This window comes from Sphingomonas sp. KRR8 (assembly GCF_023559245.1).
GTDB lineage: Bacteria > Pseudomonadota > Alphaproteobacteria > Sphingomonadales > Sphingomonadaceae > Sphingomicrobium.
The window spans coordinates 2,253,627-2,268,499 of record NZ_CP097462.1; the positions used below are offsets into that span (position 1 = coordinate 2,253,627).

Annotated in this window: 18 protein-coding genes; 12 read left to right on the plus strand and 6 right to left on the minus strand. The window is 68.7% G+C overall.

What is annotated here, in order from left to right; genetic code table 11:
- The first annotated feature begins 174 nt into the window (after positions 1 to 174).
- The 5 genes from pyrE to M8312_RS11415 are packed head-to-tail and all read left to right on the plus strand — an operon-like array spanning position 175 to position 3,876.
- Positions 175 to 759 carry an orotate phosphoribosyltransferase gene (pyrE, locus tag M8312_RS11395; RefSeq protein WP_250117810.1) on the plus strand — a complete coding sequence of 195 codons (585 nt, stop codon included), beginning with the start codon at positions 175 to 177 and terminating at the stop codon, positions 757 to 759.
- The gene (locus M8312_RS11400; RefSeq protein WP_250117811.1) at positions 756 to 1,484 is read left to right on the plus strand and encodes a pyridoxine 5'-phosphate synthase; all 729 of its coding nucleotides are present in this window, start codon (positions 756 to 758) and stop codon (positions 1,482 to 1,484) included. The genes pyrE and M8312_RS11400 overlap by 4 nt, the downstream gene beginning before the upstream one ends.
- Complete coding sequence (gene acpS / locus M8312_RS11405) at positions 1,481 to 1,897, plus strand: holo-ACP synthase (RefSeq protein WP_250117812.1); 417 nt, start codon at positions 1,481 to 1,483, stop codon at positions 1,895 to 1,897. Before M8312_RS11400 ends, acpS begins: the two co-directional genes overlap by 4 nt.
- A complete protein-coding gene (gene lepB, locus M8312_RS11410; RefSeq protein WP_502957417.1) occupies positions 1,890 to 2,789 on the plus strand; it encodes a signal peptidase I in 900 nt (299 codons plus the stop codon). The genes acpS and lepB overlap by 8 nt, the downstream gene beginning before the upstream one ends.
- A 7-nt stretch (positions 2,790 to 2,796) precedes the next feature.
- Positions 2,797 to 3,876 carry an AI-2E family transporter gene (locus tag M8312_RS11415; protein ID WP_250117813.1) on the plus strand — a complete coding sequence of 360 codons (1,080 nt, stop codon included), beginning with the start codon at positions 2,797 to 2,799 and terminating at the stop codon, positions 3,874 to 3,876.
- Positions 3,877 to 3,879: 3 nt separating this feature from the next.
- On the opposite strand, the gene M8312_RS11420 is transcribed toward M8312_RS11415, so the two are convergent.
- Together M8312_RS11420 and rpsU are read right to left on the minus strand one after the other, a co-directional pair.
- Entirely contained in the window at positions 3,880 to 4,428 is a 549-nt protein-coding gene (locus M8312_RS11420; RefSeq protein WP_250117814.1) for an FKBP-type peptidyl-prolyl cis-trans isomerase, read from the minus strand.
- 97 nt (positions 4,429 to 4,525) lie between these two features.
- Positions 4,526 to 4,732 (minus strand): 30S ribosomal protein S21, encoded by a 207-nt coding sequence (gene rpsU, locus M8312_RS11425; RefSeq protein WP_037498287.1) that lies wholly within the window; start codon positions 4,730 to 4,732, stop codon positions 4,526 to 4,528.
- A gap of 296 nt (positions 4,733 to 5,028) precedes the next feature.
- On the opposite strand from rpsU, the gene M8312_RS11430 reads away from it, so the two are divergent.
- Positions 5,029 to 5,724: a murein L,D-transpeptidase catalytic domain family protein gene (locus M8312_RS11430; protein ID WP_250117815.1), complete on the plus strand. Its 696-nt coding sequence runs from the start codon at positions 5,029 to 5,031 to the stop codon at positions 5,722 to 5,724.
- 72 nt (positions 5,725 to 5,796) lie between these two features.
- Here M8312_RS11430 and M8312_RS11435 read toward each other — a convergent pair whose 3' ends face one another.
- On the minus strand, positions 5,797 to 7,134 hold the full coding sequence (locus tag M8312_RS11435; RefSeq protein WP_250117816.1) for a L,D-transpeptidase family protein: 1,338 nt from the start codon (positions 7,132 to 7,134) through the stop codon (positions 5,797 to 5,799).
- Between the two features lie 193 nt (positions 7,135 to 7,327).
- Between M8312_RS11435 and M8312_RS11440 the strand changes: the two genes are divergently transcribed.
- Positions 7,328 to 7,714, plus strand: coding sequence for a PilZ domain-containing protein (locus M8312_RS11440; protein ID WP_250117817.1), 387 nt, complete (start codon positions 7,328 to 7,330; stop codon positions 7,712 to 7,714).
- On the opposite strand, the gene M8312_RS11445 is transcribed toward M8312_RS11440, so the two are convergent.
- Positions 7,711 to 8,349: an arylesterase gene (locus M8312_RS11445; RefSeq protein WP_502957418.1), complete on the minus strand. Its 639-nt coding sequence runs from the start codon at positions 8,347 to 8,349 to the stop codon at positions 7,711 to 7,713. The two genes, M8312_RS11440 and M8312_RS11445, sit on opposite strands and share 4 nt — an antisense overlap.
- Positions 8,350 to 8,405: 56 nt before the next feature.
- On the opposite strand from M8312_RS11445, the gene M8312_RS11450 reads away from it, so the two are divergent.
- From M8312_RS11450 to M8312_RS11460, 3 genes are all read left to right on the plus strand, one after another.
- Entirely contained in the window at positions 8,406 to 9,080 is a 675-nt protein-coding gene (locus M8312_RS11450) for an ABC transporter ATP-binding protein (RefSeq protein ID WP_250117818.1), read from the plus strand.
- On the plus strand, positions 9,077 to 11,554 hold the full coding sequence (locus M8312_RS11455; RefSeq protein WP_250117819.1) for an ABC transporter permease: 2,478 nt from the start codon (positions 9,077 to 9,079) through the stop codon (positions 11,552 to 11,554). The genes M8312_RS11450 and M8312_RS11455 overlap by 4 nt, the downstream gene beginning before the upstream one ends.
- A gap of 66 nt (positions 11,555 to 11,620) precedes the next feature.
- Positions 11,621 to 11,884 carry a hypothetical protein gene (locus M8312_RS11460; protein ID WP_250117820.1) on the plus strand — a complete coding sequence of 88 codons (264 nt, stop codon included), beginning with the start codon at positions 11,621 to 11,623 and terminating at the stop codon, positions 11,882 to 11,884.
- A 76-nt stretch (positions 11,885 to 11,960) separates the two neighbouring features.
- Here the strand turns inward: M8312_RS11460 and M8312_RS11465 are convergent, their stop codons facing one another.
- Positions 11,961 to 12,836, minus strand: coding sequence for a peptidylprolyl isomerase (locus M8312_RS11465; protein WP_250117821.1), 876 nt, complete (start codon positions 12,834 to 12,836; stop codon positions 11,961 to 11,963).
- Between the two features lie 48 nt (positions 12,837 to 12,884).
- Between M8312_RS11465 and purT the strand changes: the two genes are divergently transcribed.
- The gene (purT, locus tag M8312_RS11470; protein ID WP_250117822.1) at positions 12,885 to 14,045 is read left to right on the plus strand and encodes a formate-dependent phosphoribosylglycinamide formyltransferase; all 1,161 of its coding nucleotides are present in this window, start codon (positions 12,885 to 12,887) and stop codon (positions 14,043 to 14,045) included.
- 11 nt (positions 14,046 to 14,056) lie between these two features.
- A complete protein-coding gene (locus M8312_RS11475; RefSeq protein WP_250117823.1) occupies positions 14,057 to 14,488 on the plus strand; it encodes a hypothetical protein in 432 nt (143 codons plus the stop codon).
- Positions 14,489 to 14,513: 25 nt separating this feature from the next.
- On the opposite strand, the gene M8312_RS11480 is transcribed toward M8312_RS11475, so the two are convergent.
- The gene (locus M8312_RS11480) at positions 14,514 to 14,801 is read right to left on the minus strand and encodes a hypothetical protein (protein ID WP_250117824.1); all 288 of its coding nucleotides are present in this window, start codon (positions 14,799 to 14,801) and stop codon (positions 14,514 to 14,516) included.
- Positions 14,802 to 14,873 lie beyond the last annotated feature (72 nt).

The window sequence follows — 14,873 nt, forward strand, 5'->3', positions numbered from 1 at the left end:
TGTCCCTTCAGGTCAATGACGAGCCACCGCGGATCATTGCGGGGCTTGAAAGTGGCGGCCTTATAGGAGCGGACCGCCGCTCTCTCAAGCGCTTCGGCGAGGCCCCTTTTCCGCCGGTTGAAGCGGGAGCGGGCCGCGCTTATCAGCATCTGGTCATAGGCCGGATCAGTTGCAATGGAAAACGAAAGAGTCCTCGACGAATTCCGCGCGGCCGGAGCGCTGCTCGAAGGGCATTTCGTCCTCTCGTCGGGTCTCCGCTCGCCGCGCTACCTCCAGTGCGCGCGGGTGCTGATGGACCCTTCACGGGCCGAACGCCTCGCCAGCGCCCTCGCCGACCGGCTTCCGGCAGAGGTACGGGATTTGGTCGAGGTGGTGGTGTCGCCGGCGATGGGCGGGGTGATCATCGGCCATGAGATGGGCCGCGCGCTGGGCCGGCCGGCGATGTTCGTCGAGCGCCCGACCGGCACGTTCGAGCTCCGCCGCGGCTTTGCACTGGAGCCGGGGCAGAAGGTGCTGATGGTCGAGGACGTGGTGACGACCGGACTGTCGAGCCGGGAAGCGATCAAGGCGATCACCGAGGCCGGCGGGGAGGTCGTCGGCGCGGCGGCGCTGGTCGACCGGTCGAATGGCGGCGTCGACCTCGGCGTCCCGTTCACCGCGCTGATCAAGCTCGACGTGCCGACCTACCAGCCGGACGCGCTGCCCCCTGAGCTGGCGGCCATTCCCGCGATCAAGCCCGGCAGCCGCGCCGCCGCATGAACGAGCGCCTCCGCCTCGGCGTCAACATCGACCATGTCGCGACTATCCGTAACGCGCGGGGCGGCGACTATCCCGACCCGGTGCGCGCGGCGCTGCTGGCCTGCCAGGCAGGAGCGGACGGCATCACCGCCCACCTGCGCGAAGACCGGCGGCACATCACCGACTTCGATATCGCCCGGCTTGCGGCCGAGCTGCCGGTGCCGCTGAACCTCGAGATGGCGGCCACCAACGAGATGCTCGGGATCGCGCTCCGGCACCGGCCGAATGCGGCCTGCATCGTGCCCGAGCGACGGGAGGAGCGGACCACCGAAGGCGGCCTGGACGCCGCCGGCCAGTTCGCGCACCTCCAGCCGCTGGTCGAACAGCTCCGTTCGGCGAACGTGCGGGTGAGCCTGTTTATCGAACCCGACGAGCGGCAGATCGACGCGGCCTTGCGCCTTGGCGCGCCGGTGGTCGAACTCCACACCGGACGCTTCGCCCACCTGAGCGAAGGCGAACGGAGCCAGGAACTGAAGCGCTTGACCGACGCCGCCGCACTTGCCGCCAAGAACGGGATCGAGGTTCACGCCGGGCATGGCCTGACCACCGACAATGTCACGCCGATCGCCGCCATCCCGCAGGTTCGCGAGCTGAACATCGGCCATTATCTGATCGGTGAAGCGATCTTCGTCGGGCTGGAGGCCGCCATCCGCCAGATGCGTGCGGCGATGGACCACGCGCGGTGATCGTCGGGCTGGGTTCGGACCTGTGCAACATCGCGCGGATCCAGGCGTCGCTTGACCGCTTCGGCGACCGCTTCCTCCAGCGCGTGTTCACCGAGGTGGAGCAGGCCAAGGCCGCGCGCCGGCCATTCACCGCCGCCGGCACGCTTGCCAAGCGCTTCGCCGCCAAGGAGGCTTTCTCCAAGGCGGTTGGCACCGGCTTCAAGCGTGGCGTGTTCATGAAGGATATTGGCGTTGTTAATGCGCCGTCCGGTAAGCCGACGCTGATCCTGACCGGTGGCGCGCGGGCTCGGCTTGACGCCCTGACGCCCGCGGGCCACGCCCTCGACGTTCACCTGACCATGACCGATGACCATCCCTGGGCGCAGGCCTTCGTGATCCTGGAAGCCCGCAAGCTGGAGCCCATACGTGACTGAGCCAAGCCTGACCGCCGACCCGGCCACGCCACCGCCCGTTCAGGCCGGGCCGGCCAGTGATCCGGCTGCTCCGCCAGCGAAGGGCTCGGCCTTGTGGCGCGAGATCAAGGGCCTGTTCTGGGTGCTGCTGGCGGTGCTGGCCTTCCACAGCCTGGTCGCCAAGCCCTTCTATATTCCCTCGGAATCGATGATGCCCGGCCTGCTCAAGGGTGACCGGCTGGTGGTCAGCAAATATCCCTACGGCTGGTCGTGGGTTTCCCCGAGCTTCCACGTCCTGCCGGTCATGCAGGGCCGCCTGTTCGGTCACCTGCCCAAAGCCGGAGACGTGGTGATCGTCACCCCGCCGGGCGGCACCGAGGACTACATCAAGCGTGCCATCGGGCTGCCGGGCGACACGGTCGAGGTGCGCGGCGGGCACCTGATCCTTAACGGCCGCGAGGTGAAGCGCGAAGTTCGCCCACCGGCCATGGTGCCGGTCGATGCCAATGCGCCGTGCGGCCTGCAGTTCGCCGGCTTCCAGGTCCGGGCCAGCGATGGCAAGAGCTATTGCCGCCTGCCGATCGTCCGCGAAACGCTGCCCAACGGCGTCAGCTATGACACCATCGACCTGGGCGACAGCCCGGGTGACAATTACGGGCCGGTCACCGTGCCGGCCGACCATGTCTTCCTGATGGGCGACAATCGCGACCGCAGCGCCGACAGCCGCTTCTCCGCCGGAGCGCCCGAATTCGGGCTGGGCGGGCCGGTGCCGTGGGAGAATATCGGCGGGCGCGCCGAGTTCATCACCTTCAGCCTGGACGGCACGACCGAGCTGCTGAACCCCGTCAGCTGGTTCCGCGCACTCCGCTCGGGCCGGGCAGGTACGTCGCTCAGGGCGCATCAGGGCAGCTGATCGGCACATGGCCCAGCCCCCGTCGCCGCATGTCGAACGGCCGGGCCCGGCGGAAGTCCGTGACCCGCTGGTCCTGACGGAGCTCAAGCGGGCGGGCGTGTGGGCCGGCGTGGTGCTGGCCGTGCTGGGGGTCATCTACCTCGCCGAGCCATTGCTGCTGATCATCGGCGGACTGATCTTCGCGGTGCTGCTGGACGGCGGCGCCCGCCTGATCGGGCGGGCCCTGCCGATCCCGCGGGGCGTACGCCTGGTGTTGGTGATCTTTCTTTGCCTCGGCTTCTTCGGCTGGCTGTTCTGGTATGCCGGCACCACCTTCGCCGGTCAGTTCGAGGCCCTCCGCCAGACGGTGGAGGCGCAGGGGGCCAAGCTGCTCGGCTGGGCGCATACGCATGGGCTGGTGGACGAGGATCGGCCGCAAATGGTCACCCAGCAGCTGGTGGGGAGCGTCGGCCGCCTGACCAGCGCGCTTGGCAGCGCGATCGGCGTGATCACCAGTGCGGTGCTGATCCTTGCGCTCGGCATCTTCTTCGCCTCGGAGCCACGCCTCTATCATCGCGGGGTCGCCTGGATGCTGCCGCTGCGCAAGCGTGACTTCTTCTATCGCTTGCTGGAGCGGGTCGGCTTCAACCTGCGCCGGCTGCTGTTCGGGCGTCTGCTCGGAATGATCACGGAAGGCCTGTTCACCTGGGCCATGCTGGCCGCGGGCGGAGTGCCGTTCGCCGCACTGCTCGCACTGATCACCGGCTCGCTGGCCTTCATCCCGAACATCGGCGCGCTGATCAGCGGAGCCCTGATGGTGGCCGTCGGCTTTTCGGCCGGAACCGGCACCGGCGTGTGGGCGATCATCGTCTATTTCGCCGTGCACAATATCGAGGGCTATGTCGTCATGCCCTACATTGCTCGAAAGACGGTGGACCTCGCCCCGGCCGCGGTGCTTGCGGCGCAGCTGATCTTCGGCGCGCTGTTCGGTTTCCTCGGCTTGCTGCTGGCCGATCCGATCCTCGCCAGCCTCAAGGTCGCGCTGGAAGAATGGGCCGGGGTCGATCCCCATGCCGAAGAGGGCGAGGAGGTGGCCTCGCCCGAATAGGTCTTACTCGCCCGGGGGCGGAACCGCGCCCTCGGCGCCGGCAGCGCCCGCACCCTGCTGCATCTGCTGCATCCGCACCATTTGCGCGGCGTTGGGGACGACCTGAACGACGTGGACGGTGAAATCGAGATCGCTGTTGGGCGGGATCGGGCTGCCCGGCGGCGGGCTGGCGCCGTAGGCGAGCTTGCCCGGCACCCGGAACTTGTAGCGGCCGCCCTTCTGCATCTTCTGCAGCGCTTCGGAGAAGCCGGGGATGACCTGGCCGGCCAGCATCGGCGCCGGACTCTTGCCCGCGGTGGTGTCGAACACGGTGCCGTCGGGCAGCTTGCCCTCATAGTCGATCAGCACGCCGTCATTGACGGTGATCAGCGGCCCCTCACCTTTCTGGACCGTTCGGAACTGGAGGCCGCTGGCGGTTGTCTCGCCGCGCAGCTGCCCGGCGCCGAACCAGGCCAGCAGCACGCCGGCCAGGATCACCAGCACGAAGCCCAGGAGGGCGCGGGTGCGGGTCGCCTTGGCGATGGGGCGAATCGGAACCTGGGTGACGCTCATGTTCGAAAACCTGACCTCGGGAAGGAATGCGGGAGGGGCAGATACAACAAAGGCCGCCTCGATGCGAAGCGGCCTTGGCTGAAAAATGGTGACAGGCTTAGCGGCCGCCTTCGCGCTCGACCCGCTTGCGCTCCAGCTTGCGAGCCCGGCGAATCGCCGCCGCCCGCTCACGCGCGCGCTTTTCGGACGGCTTCTCGTAGTGACGGCGGAGCTTCATCTCGCGATAGACGCCCTCACGCTGCAGCTTCTTCTTGAGCGCCCGCAGCGCCTGGTCGACATTATTGTCGCGAACGATGATCTGCATAAAAGTCCAATCACTCCAATCGTCTGGCGGCCGGCGTCCGGCCAATGCAGAGGAAATCGCGACCCGTCTGGGAGCGCCCAACCACCTGCGCAAAGCAGTTTGCCGCCGCAAGCCTGAGCCGCGGCGCTGGCGGGGCCCATAACAGCGGCACAGCTGCAATTCAACCCGGGCGGGCCTGCCGCCCGCACGATGAAATGAGCAGCGCACGGGATAGAGTGACGCAACCGCAACAATCTGGTTATCGGCCATTAACTCTCTGAAGTGTATAAGGCTTCCTCACTTCTGGAGGGATTCGGATGCAGGTCAACCGTCGGGATATGTTGCGCTGGGGCACCATCGGCGCTGGCGCCGCGATGGTTTCGAGTGCGGCAACCACGGCGGGCCTTCCTGCCGTTGTCTTCGCCCAGCCGGCGACGACAGCGCTTCCGATCATGCCGCAGCCGACGGTTCCCGCCGCGCCTGCCCTGCTGCCGGGGATCGACCCGGTCCTGCTGCAAAAGGCGAAGGCGGCGCTCGACGTGCACAGCCGCACCGGCCGGGTTTCGGCCCGCGACACGATCGGCATCGTCGATTTCAACAAGGCGAGCCGCGAGTCGCGTTTTCACCTCGTCGACCTGATGAACGGCACGGTGGACAGCCACCTGGTCGCCCACGGCCGCGGCTCGGACCCCGACCATTCCGGGTTCGTGGAGATGTTCTCCAACCTGCCGGGCTCGGAGGCGACCAGCAATGGCGCGTATGCCACGGCGGAATATTACCAGGGCAAGTACGGCCTCTCGATGAAGGTGCGCGGGCTTGATCCGAGCAACTGCAACGCCGAGCAGCGCGCCATCGTCATCCACAACGCCTGGTACGCCGAGCCGGAGATGATCGCCGAACATGGCAAGCTTGGCCGCTCCGAGGGCTGTTTCGCCTTCAGCCATGCGAGCCAGTGGGAAGTGATGCGGCGCCTGGCGGGCGCGCGCATGATCTACGCCGACAAGATCGCCTAAGAGTTTCTCGAGCGGGCAAGAGAAAAGGGCCGCGCCTCCATCGAGGCGCGGCCCTTGTTATTTGACGTCCACTTACTTGGCGGCGGTCTGGGTCGGCTTGGCGGCAGCCGGAGTCGTGGGCGTGCGATCGTTGAGCGCCGCCAGCACCGCGCCGTCGCGCCCGTAGAGGTCGGTGTACTGGACGAGGTTACCGTCGGTCAGCGCGGCCGTGCTGAAGTAGACGATATAGACGGGCACCGGCTTCACGAAGTTCGCCTGCACCGTCTTGCCGCTGGCCAGCGCGGCATCGATCCTGTCCTGCGTCCACTCACCGCCATCGTCACCCAGCAGCTCGGCCGCCAGGTCGAGGATGTTCTCGGTCCGGATGCAGCCGTGGCTGAGGAAGCGCGCGCGCGAGTCGAACAGGCCGCGGTTGCTGGTGTCGTGCAGGTAGATGTTCTGCGGGTTCTGCATGACGAACTTGATCTTGCCGAGCGCATTGCGCGGGCCCGGCGGCTGGCGCCAGCGCTGAACCTTGCCGTCCTTGCCGCGCACCGCGACATAGCCGGGCTTGCCGGCCGCCTCGCCCGAGATGGACGGCGGGACCTCCCACCACGGATTGAGGATCACGCCCGTCGCGTTGACCGCGAGCTGCGGCGTCGGGGTCTTGGTCGCACCCGCGATGGCGCGGTGCTTCCAGCGGGTCTGGCTATTCTCCACCAGGGTGGCGAACTGGCCCGGCACGTTGACGATGATGTAGCGCTGGCCAAGGTCGCGCGGCAGCCAGCGCCAGCGGTCCATGTTCAGCCGGATCTTGTCGATGGCGGTCCGGTCCGTCGGCTTTGCCAGCGCGAGAGCCTGGCGGAGCGAACCATATTGTGGGTGGGTCGGCAGCAGGCCGTTCAGCATCTCGGTCACGCGGCCACCGGCGGCTGCGGAGGTCAGCAACTGGTCGAGCCGGCCATTGTCGAGATCCGGGTCCTTCACGAACCACTGGGTCCGGGCGGAGCGCGGGACATGGCCGAGCGCGAGATCCCGGCCGAGCTTGCGGAAGCTGTCGGTCGCGACCTGCGCCAGCACCAGCGGGTCGCCGCCGCGAATTGCCGCGTCGAGCCTGGCCGGATCATAGTCGCTGGGGTCGAGCCCTTCGCGCCCGATCCCGCGGATATAGGTCAGCAGCTCCTGCGCGGCGGACGCCTGCCACACGGGCGGCGGCATCTCGACCGGAGCGACGGGCACGGGTGCGACGGGAGTCGCGGCGGCAGGCGCCAGCGGATCGGTGGTGGTGCGCGGCGTCACGACCGGCGGCACCTGCGCCGGAGCAGGGGTCCGCACGACCGGCGGCACCACCGGCGCGACCTGCGCCACCGCCATCACCGGAACCGACACCGCTGAAACCAGCAGCAAAGCCATCGTCACACGCGCGTTCATGTTGCCCAACCCATTGTTTTTGCGAAACGAACTTTCGAAAAGGTGAAGCCGCCTCGCGAGCCTTCTGCCCGCTCGAGGCCATATCAAACATGAACAGCCCGAGCCAGTGTCGCGCGCCGGCAACACTGGCGGACCCAATCACCGTTTCTTAAAAGCTTGGGGTCCAGGATGGTGAATCGAAGGGGAACCAAGGATGGACATGTACGCTCATCCCGGCATGACAGGCGCGTCGGACCAGAGTTGGCCGCGCACTCCGGAGTCCATGTCCGTGTCGATCACCGCGCGCATCGCGAGCGAGGACAGTGCAGTCGCCGATCGCCGCCGCGCCGACCGCGCGCCGGTGGATGTGGAGGCGCGCGTCCGCGAACTGGGCGACGAGGGTTGCGAGGCGCGGGTGCTCAACATCTCGGCCACCGGCTTCATGGCCGAAACCAACGACGACTTCATGGTGGGCGCGCGGATCTGGCTGATCATGCCCGGGCGGGAACGGGCCAACGCCCTGGTCCGCTGGAGTGAGGGCAATCGCATCGGCGCGGAGTTCGCCGAGCCGGTCGACGTGGCCGAACTGCTCCGCGTCTAAGGCCTCGCCAGGGCGCGCCGGACCGTCGGCAGGATCCCGGTCACAATCCGCTTGATGCCTTCGAAATTGGGATGGATTCCATCGGCGATCGCGAGGGAGCGGTTGCCCGCCACGCCTTGCAGGAAGAAGGGGTAGAGCGTCGCCCCATGCTTGCGCGCAAGCGCCGGGAAGATGCCGTCGAACTGGCGCCGGTAGGCCGGATCCATGTTCGGGGCCGCAAGCATCCCCGCCACCAGCACGGGAATGCCGCGCTTCCTGAGCTCGGCGATGATCGTTTCGAGATTGGCCCCGGTGATGCTGGGGTCGACCCCGCGCAGCATGTCGTTGGCGCCCAGCTCCACGATCGCCAGGTCCGGTTTGCGGGGAAGGCCCGACAGCGTCCATCCGAGCCGCGCCCGCCCGCCCGAGCTGGTGTCGCCGGAAACGCCCGCGTCATGCACCGTCGCCTTGATGCCCTGGCGCCGAAGTGCCGCCTGCAGCTGCGGCGCGAAGCCGAGACCGGGCCCGAGGCCATAGCCCGCCGTCAGGCTGTCGCCGAAGGCGAGGATCAGCGGCGCATCGGTCATGGGGGTCGGTGGCGCGGCGTTCGCCGGTGTGGCGGCAACGGCGAGCAGGGGCAGGAACCATTTGAACATGGCCTTGCATCTAGGTGCTTGTCGCTGGCCTGCAACGTTCCTAGCTGCAAGCGAGCATGGCCGAACCCCTGATCGAGATCGCCGACGTCCACCTGACCCTCGGCGACGGTGAGGCCCGCACCGACATTTTGCGCGGCATCGACCTGCGCCTCCACGAAGGCGAGAGCGTAGCCATCCTCGGCCCGTCTGGCTCGGGCAAGAGCTCCATGCTGGCGGTGATCGCCGGTCTTGAGCGGGCGACCTCGGGCCGGGCCATCGTGCTGGGCGCGGACGTCGGCGCTCTCGACGAAGACGCGCTGGCCCGCCTGCGGGGAGCGCGGATCGGCATCGTCCTGCAGGCCTTCCATCTGCTGCCGACCATGACCGCGCTGGAGAATGTCATGGTGCCGATGGAGCTGGCGGGCGTGGCCGACCCGCGGGGTCGCGCCGCCGCCGAGCTCACCGCCGTCGGCCTCGGCCACCGGCTGGATCATTATCCCACTCAGCTGTCGGGCGGTGAGCAGCAGCGGGTCGCCATCGCCCGCGCCACCGCGCCGCGTCCGCGCCTGCTGCTGGCCGATGAGCCCACCGGCAACCTTGACGCGACCACCGGCAAGCAGATCGTCGACCTGTTGTTCGAGCGGGTCCGCGCCGCTGGGGCCGGCCTCTTGGTCATCACGCACGATCCCGCGGTGGCCGAGCGCGCCGACCGCATCGTCCGAATCGCCGACGGCCGGATCGTCGCGGGATGAGCGCTTTCGCGCTGGCCCGCCGGGACCTGCGCGGGGGTATCGGCTCGCTCTGGCTGCTGCTGGCCTGCCTGACCATCGCGGTGGCGGGCCTGGCCTCCGTCACCAGCCTCGCCAGCGCCATCAACGTCGCGCTGGCGCAGAATAGCAGAGCGCTGCTGGGCGGCGACCTCATGCTTTCCACCTCGCAGCGGAGCGCCAGCCCGGCCGAGCGGCAGGCGATGGAGGCCCTTGGCCGGGTCGAGGAGAGCATGACTACCCGCGCCAATCTTAATACCGCCCAAGGCAGCGCGCTGGTGGAGCTGTCGGGCGTTCCGGCGGACTGGCCGCCAGGCGGCGCGGTGACCTTTGACGCCGGCCGCATGCCGCGGGAAGGCGAAGCGGCGATCGGGCGCGAGCTGGCCGACCGGGTCGGGCTGCGCCCGGGCGACCCGGTCACCCTCGGCTTCGCCCGGTTCCGCGTCGCCGGGATCATCCGCCGGATGCCCGCCGCGGCCGGCTTCGCGCTCGCCCCCCCGGTGCTGGTCAGTCCCGAGGGCCTGGCGGCGACGCGCCTGGTCCAGCCCGGCAGCCTTTATACCAGCAGCTATCGCCTGCTGCTCCCCGACGGTGCGGACGGGGTGGCGATCGGCAAGGCTTTCCAGCAGCGCTTCCCCGACGGGGGCTGGCGCGCGCTCGACAAGGGCGATGCCGCCGGCGGCACTCGCCGGTTCGTGGACAATGTCGGCCAGTTGATGCTGCTGATCGCGCTTGGAGCGCTCGGCATCGGCAGCATCGGGGTCGCCAGCGCTGTCAGCGCTTTCGCCGCCGCTCGGCGAAGCCGGATTGCCGTGCTGAAGATCCTTGGCGCGACCCGCCGCACCCTGGCGCCGATGCTTGGCCTGTCCGTCGCCCTGCTCGCTGGGCTCGCCATCCTGATTGGCCTGGCGGTCGGCGCGCTGACGCCGCTGCTGGTCGGTCAGGTCGTCGGCGACCTGCTGCCGATCCGGCCCGACCCGGCGCCGCAGTGGACCGCACTGTTGCTGAGCGCCGCATTCGGCCTGCTGATCACGCTGGCGGCCGGTTGGCGCCCGGTCGCGCGGGCGATCGCCGACCGGCCGGCGCCGGTGCTTCGCGGCGAAGTCGGTGGCACGGCCGCCGAAACGCGCGCCTGGCGCTCGCTTCTGGTTCCGGCCCTTGCCACCCTGGCGGCCGCGGCGCTGGCGGTGGGGACGTCGGGTAACGGCAAGCTGACGCTCTACGCCATTGGCTTCGGCCTGCTGCTCGCGGGCCTGTTCGGCTTGCTCGGCTGGCTGATCCGGCGGCTAGCACGGCTTGCGGCGGGTCGCGGGGGGCCGGTCATCCGGCTCGGCATCGCGGCGCTGCATCGTCCTGGTAGCGCGACCGTCCGGCTCAGCATTGCGCTTGGCCTTGGCCTGTCGTTGCTGGTGGCGCTGAGCGGCATTGGCTCGAGCCTGAGGAACGAGCTTGCCGCCGACATTCCCGCCAAGGCGCCCGCCCTGTTCCTGCTTGACCTTCCCGCTGACCAGGAGGGCCATTTCCGCGCGCTCGCCGCCCGCAGCCAACCCGGCGCGGACCTGCGGCTGGTCCCGTCGCTGCGGGGCCCGGTCACGGCGGTGAACGGCCGGCCCGTGGCCGAGATGACCGTGCCCGAAGGCGCGTGGATCCTGCGGGGCGACCGGGGCCTGACCTTCGCCGCCGACCTGCCGGTCGGGAACAAGGTCGTGGCGGGCGAGTGGTGGCCTCGTGACTACCGCGGGCCGCCGCTGGTGTCGCTCGACGCCGACGCCGGCAAGGCGCTGAACCTGAAGGTGGGGGACACGCTCACGGTGGCGGTGCTCGGCCGTCCGATCACGGCGCGGATCGCCTCCTTCCGAACCATCGACTGGCGCAGCTTCGGCTTCAACTTCGCGATCATCTTCGCGCCTGGAACGCTGGAGCACGCGCCCTATACGCTGATGGCGACCGTCGCCCCGGGAGCGGGTCGCTCGACCGCCGGGTTCGAACGCGCGCTCGCCTCCGAACTGCCGATGGTCAGCGTGATCCGGGTGTCGGAGGTGGTGACCCGGGTGCAGGAAATCCTTGGTGCGATGAACGCGGCGATCACGCTGGCGACCCTGATCGCCATCCTGATCGGCGTGGCGGTGCTGGCCGGCGCCGTCGCCGCCACCCGGGCCAGCCGGGCGCGGGAAAGTGTGCTGCTCAAGCTGGTCGGCGCGACCCGCCGGCAGATCCTGTCCGCCCAGCTGATCGAGTTCGCGGCGATGAGTGGAGCGGTCGCGATGTTGAGCTTCTTGCTCGGGACGGCCGCGGCCTGGGCGGTGGTCACTCGACTGTTCACCTTGTCCTTCAAACCCGACTGGGTCGGGCTGGTGGCGCTGCCGCTGGCGGGGGTGCTGGTCGCCATATTGACCGCTCTTGCCGCCGCCTGGCCGGCCCTGCGGGTGCGTCCCGCCGTGGCACTGCGCAGCCTTTAAATGCGGTAACCTGTTTGAAACCAATCCCGTTCGGGCGGCGTTTGGCGCTCAAAGGGAGTATATCGAATGTCGAACTTTCCGACTCTCGGCGACCTGGGCCTGAAGCACGACCCCGCCGTGCGCGGCTACCATGCCGTGTACCGGGAGCATGAAGTGAATCACTGTCCCGGCTGTGGCCGCACCCATTGGCTGATCGGCCGGATGTCGGCCGAATGTGCCTTCTGCGCCACGGCCCTGCCGCTGGCGGAGGCGAGTACGCGTCACCATCATGGCCCGACCGTGATTCAGCACCGCAACAAGGACCGGGCCGAACAAGCCTGGGCCGCCTGAACGAGACTCTCCTTCCCGCCCGGCCAGCGCTGCCGCTGGCCGGGCCGGGAAGGGAGACTAATCTAACAGGGACATGTCAGCGCGCCGGCACCCGGCGGACGGGTATCGGCGCGTTGCACAGGTCAACGCCGCCCGCCTTCACGCGGTAGAAATCGTCGTCGCGGTTCGCCCGCCGGTCGAGGTAGGCGGCGAAGGCCGGGCTGGTTTCGGTCAGATATTCGAAGGCCGGGCGCTCGCTTCCGGGGAGGGCGCTGGCCAGACGGACCTGAGCAATCTTCTTCGCGACGCTGCCTTCCTTGTAGAAGCCGAGCGCCTCTGTCCCCCGGGGTAGTGCCGACATCTGCTCGATGCCTTCGATCACTCGGCCGACCAGGGCGATGTTGCGGTCGAGCTGGCGCGGCGCTTGCCCGATCACCGCATAGAGTTCGCCGCCCATGCCGGTGTCGGGCGAAAGGTCCCGGCCAACCCCGACCATGCCGTAGCAGTGGGTCAAACTGACGCTGCCATCCTTATACCGGGCAACCGGCCAGCCTCCCGCAAAGCCGACCCGTGCCGCATAAGCGTCGGCAAAGCCGAGCGGCCGGATGACGAGGCCGCGCGGGCTGCGGACATATTCGGCCGGCGGCTTGGCGACGATTCCGGGGGGAAGCGTCTTCTTGGCGTCGTTCGTTCCCCATTGGGCGACATAATTGTCCTGCACCCGGTAGATGGCGCTGCCCGTCCAGTAGCCGCTGTTCGCAAGCCGCCGGATGTTGGCGACGTGCACGGGCGCGAAGCCGGGCGCGAGCTGCACGATCGTCCGCCCGCCGCCCTCATAATCGATCACCAGCAGGTCGTCGGCGGGGATTGCCCGCCAGGCCGAGGCCGGCGCGGCGGCGACAATCTCCGGCGGGGTGCGCGGCGGCTTGGCCGGAGCAGGCGCAGCGGCGAGGGCAAGGGCGAGGCTGAGCAAGGGCGCACTCCTGATGACGTGGTTCGTGTGCCTTGCTAACGAAGGGTCATGTTCCTTGCCAGACTGATGCTCCTGGGCGCGGGCGAGCTGGGCCGCGAGTTCGCCATCGCCGCCAAGCGGCTCGGCTGCGAAGTGATCGCCTGCGACCGCTATGAGCGCGCGCCCGCCATGCAGGTCGCGGACGCCTGCGAAGTCTTCTCCATGCTGGACGGAGCGGCGCTGCGGGCCGCGGTGGAGAAGCATCGCCCGAACGTGATCGTGCCGGAAATCGAGGCGATCGACACGGCCACGCTGGCGACGCTGGAGGCCGCGGGTTGGCGGGTGGCGCCATCGGCCAAGGCGGCGCAGCTGACCATGAACCGCGATGGCATCAGGGACTTTGCGGCGCAGGAGCTGGGGCTGGAGACGAGCCGCTACCGCTTCGCCGAAAGCCGGGAGGAGGCGCTCGCCGCGATCGACCACGTGGGGCTGCCATGCGTGGTGAAGCCGGTCATGTCGTCGTCGGGCAAAGGGCAGAGCACCGCCAGGACCGCCGAGGAGGTGGGAGCGGCCTACGACTATGCCGTCGCCAACATGCGCGGCGACCGCCCGCGCGTGATCGTCGAGGAGTTCATCGCCTTCGACAGCGAGATCACGCTGCTGACCGTCAGCGCCGCGGACGGCATCCATTATTGCGATCCGATCGGCCATCGCCAGGAGGCCGGCGACTATCGCGAGAGCTGGCAGCCCGCCGCAATGCAGCCGGCCACGCTCAGGTCAGCGCAGAGCCAGGCGGGCAAGGTCGTGGCGGCGCTTGGCGGGCACGGCATCTTCGGGGTGGAATTCTTCGTCGCCGGTGACCGGGCCATCTTCTCCGAACTGAGCCCGCGGCCGCACGACACGGGCATGGTCACGCTGGTCAGCCAGTCGCCCAACGAGTTCGAGCTTCACCTGCGCGCCATCCTCGGCCTGCCGGTCGCGCCGATCCTGCAGAGCGGGCCGGCGGCGTCGGCCGTGATCCTGGCCGATCGGGAGAGCGAACGATTCTCCTTCACCGGCGTGGCCGAGGCGCTTGCCACCGGGGCCGAGCTGCGCCTGTTCGGCAAGCCCAAGACGTTGCGCAACCGCCGGATGGGCGTTGCCCTGGCACGAGGCGACAGCGTCGAGCAGGCGGTCGCCCATGCGGTCGATGCAGCCGGCAAGGTCCGCCTGCGTTATGAGGAAGAATGAGGAGCCAGACCATGCGCACCCTGATCGCGACCACCCTGCTGCTGAGCCTCGCCGCGTGTGACAGCGGCTCGAAGCAGCCAGCGACCACGGCTCCGCAACAGAAGATCATGGTCCGCAGTCCCGAGCAGGACGCGCTGCACAACCTCGACACGATGAACCGCGACATCGGCCTGAAGCGCGCCATCCAGGACAGCGGCATGCCGTGCAAGCGCGTCACCAAGTCCGGCTATGTGCAGGAGTATAATACGCTGTCGATGTGGTCGGCGACCTGCGCCGACAAGCGCGAGTGGGCGATCTTCGTCGGTCCGGATGGCAGTGCCCAGGTGCGGCCGTGCGAGGATGAGGAACGGCTGAAACTGCCGCCGTGCGTCATTGCCGCCGATCCGACGGGGCGCACCTCACGCGCGCAGCAGGGACGGCCGGTCCAGACCCAACAGCAGTAGGCAGACAGGAAGGCTCGTCAGCGCATCAGTTGCACTGACGGGTCTCCTTATACTCGCCGGAAGCGGTCTTTTCCTTGACCACGAGGCAGCTGCCCTGGCGCACTTCCTCGCGCCAGCTGCCGTCGGGATTGACCACGCGATTGCCGGGCTTCGGCACGCGCTGGCCGTTGCAGATCATGTAGTTGAGGCCCGGAGGCGAGGTGCATTGGCCGTTGTTGCCGCCGGCAGGCTGCGCCGACGCGCCGGTCGCACCGATTGCTCCGGCTGCCACAAGGGCGCCGAGACCGAGAAGGGTGCGAAGGGTGTTCGTCATGGTCGTCATCACTCCAGTCCCATCCATATAGGAAGGCAGAGCTTAACGGCCAATGGACGGCCAGCCGGTGCA

Coding starts and splice junctions, on each gene's coding strand:
- purT (WP_250117822.1), top strand. CDS start 12,885: ATGTTCCTTGCCAGACTGATGCTCCTGGGCGCGGGCGAGCTGGGCCGC.
- rpsU (WP_037498287.1), bottom strand. CDS start 4,732: ATGCAGATCATCGTTCGCGACAATAATGTCGACCAGGCGCTGCGGGCG.
- M8312_RS11445 (WP_502957418.1), bottom strand. CDS start 8,349: ATGTTCAAATGGTTCCTGCCCCTGCTCGCCGTTGCCGCCACACCGGCG.
- M8312_RS11480 (WP_250117824.1), bottom strand. CDS start 14,801: ATGACGAACACCCTTCGCACCCTTCTCGGTCTCGGCGCCCTTGTGGCA.
- M8312_RS11435 (WP_250117816.1), bottom strand. CDS start 7,134: ATGAACGCGCGTGTGACGATGGCTTTGCTGCTGGTTTCAGCGGTGTCG.
- M8312_RS11475 (WP_250117823.1), top strand. CDS start 14,057: ATGCGCACCCTGATCGCGACCACCCTGCTGCTGAGCCTCGCCGCGTGT.
- M8312_RS11440 (WP_250117817.1), top strand. CDS start 7,328: ATGGACATGTACGCTCATCCCGGCATGACAGGCGCGTCGGACCAGAGT.
- M8312_RS11420 (WP_250117814.1), bottom strand. CDS start 4,428: ATGAGCGTCACCCAGGTTCCGATTCGCCCCATCGCCAAGGCGACCCGC.
- M8312_RS11455 (WP_250117819.1), top strand. CDS start 9,077: ATGAGCGCTTTCGCGCTGGCCCGCCGGGACCTGCGCGGGGGTATCGGC.
- M8312_RS11460 (WP_250117820.1), top strand. CDS start 11,621: ATGTCGAACTTTCCGACTCTCGGCGACCTGGGCCTGAAGCACGACCCC.
- M8312_RS11450 (WP_250117818.1), top strand. CDS start 8,406: ATGGCCGAACCCCTGATCGAGATCGCCGACGTCCACCTGACCCTCGGC.
- M8312_RS11400 (WP_250117811.1), top strand. CDS start 756: ATGAACGAGCGCCTCCGCCTCGGCGTCAACATCGACCATGTCGCGACT.
- M8312_RS11415 (WP_250117813.1), top strand. CDS start 2,797: ATGGCCCAGCCCCCGTCGCCGCATGTCGAACGGCCGGGCCCGGCGGAA.
- M8312_RS11430 (WP_250117815.1), top strand. CDS start 5,029: ATGCAGGTCAACCGTCGGGATATGTTGCGCTGGGGCACCATCGGCGCT.
- pyrE (WP_250117810.1), top strand. CDS start 175: ATGGAAAACGAAAGAGTCCTCGACGAATTCCGCGCGGCCGGAGCGCTG.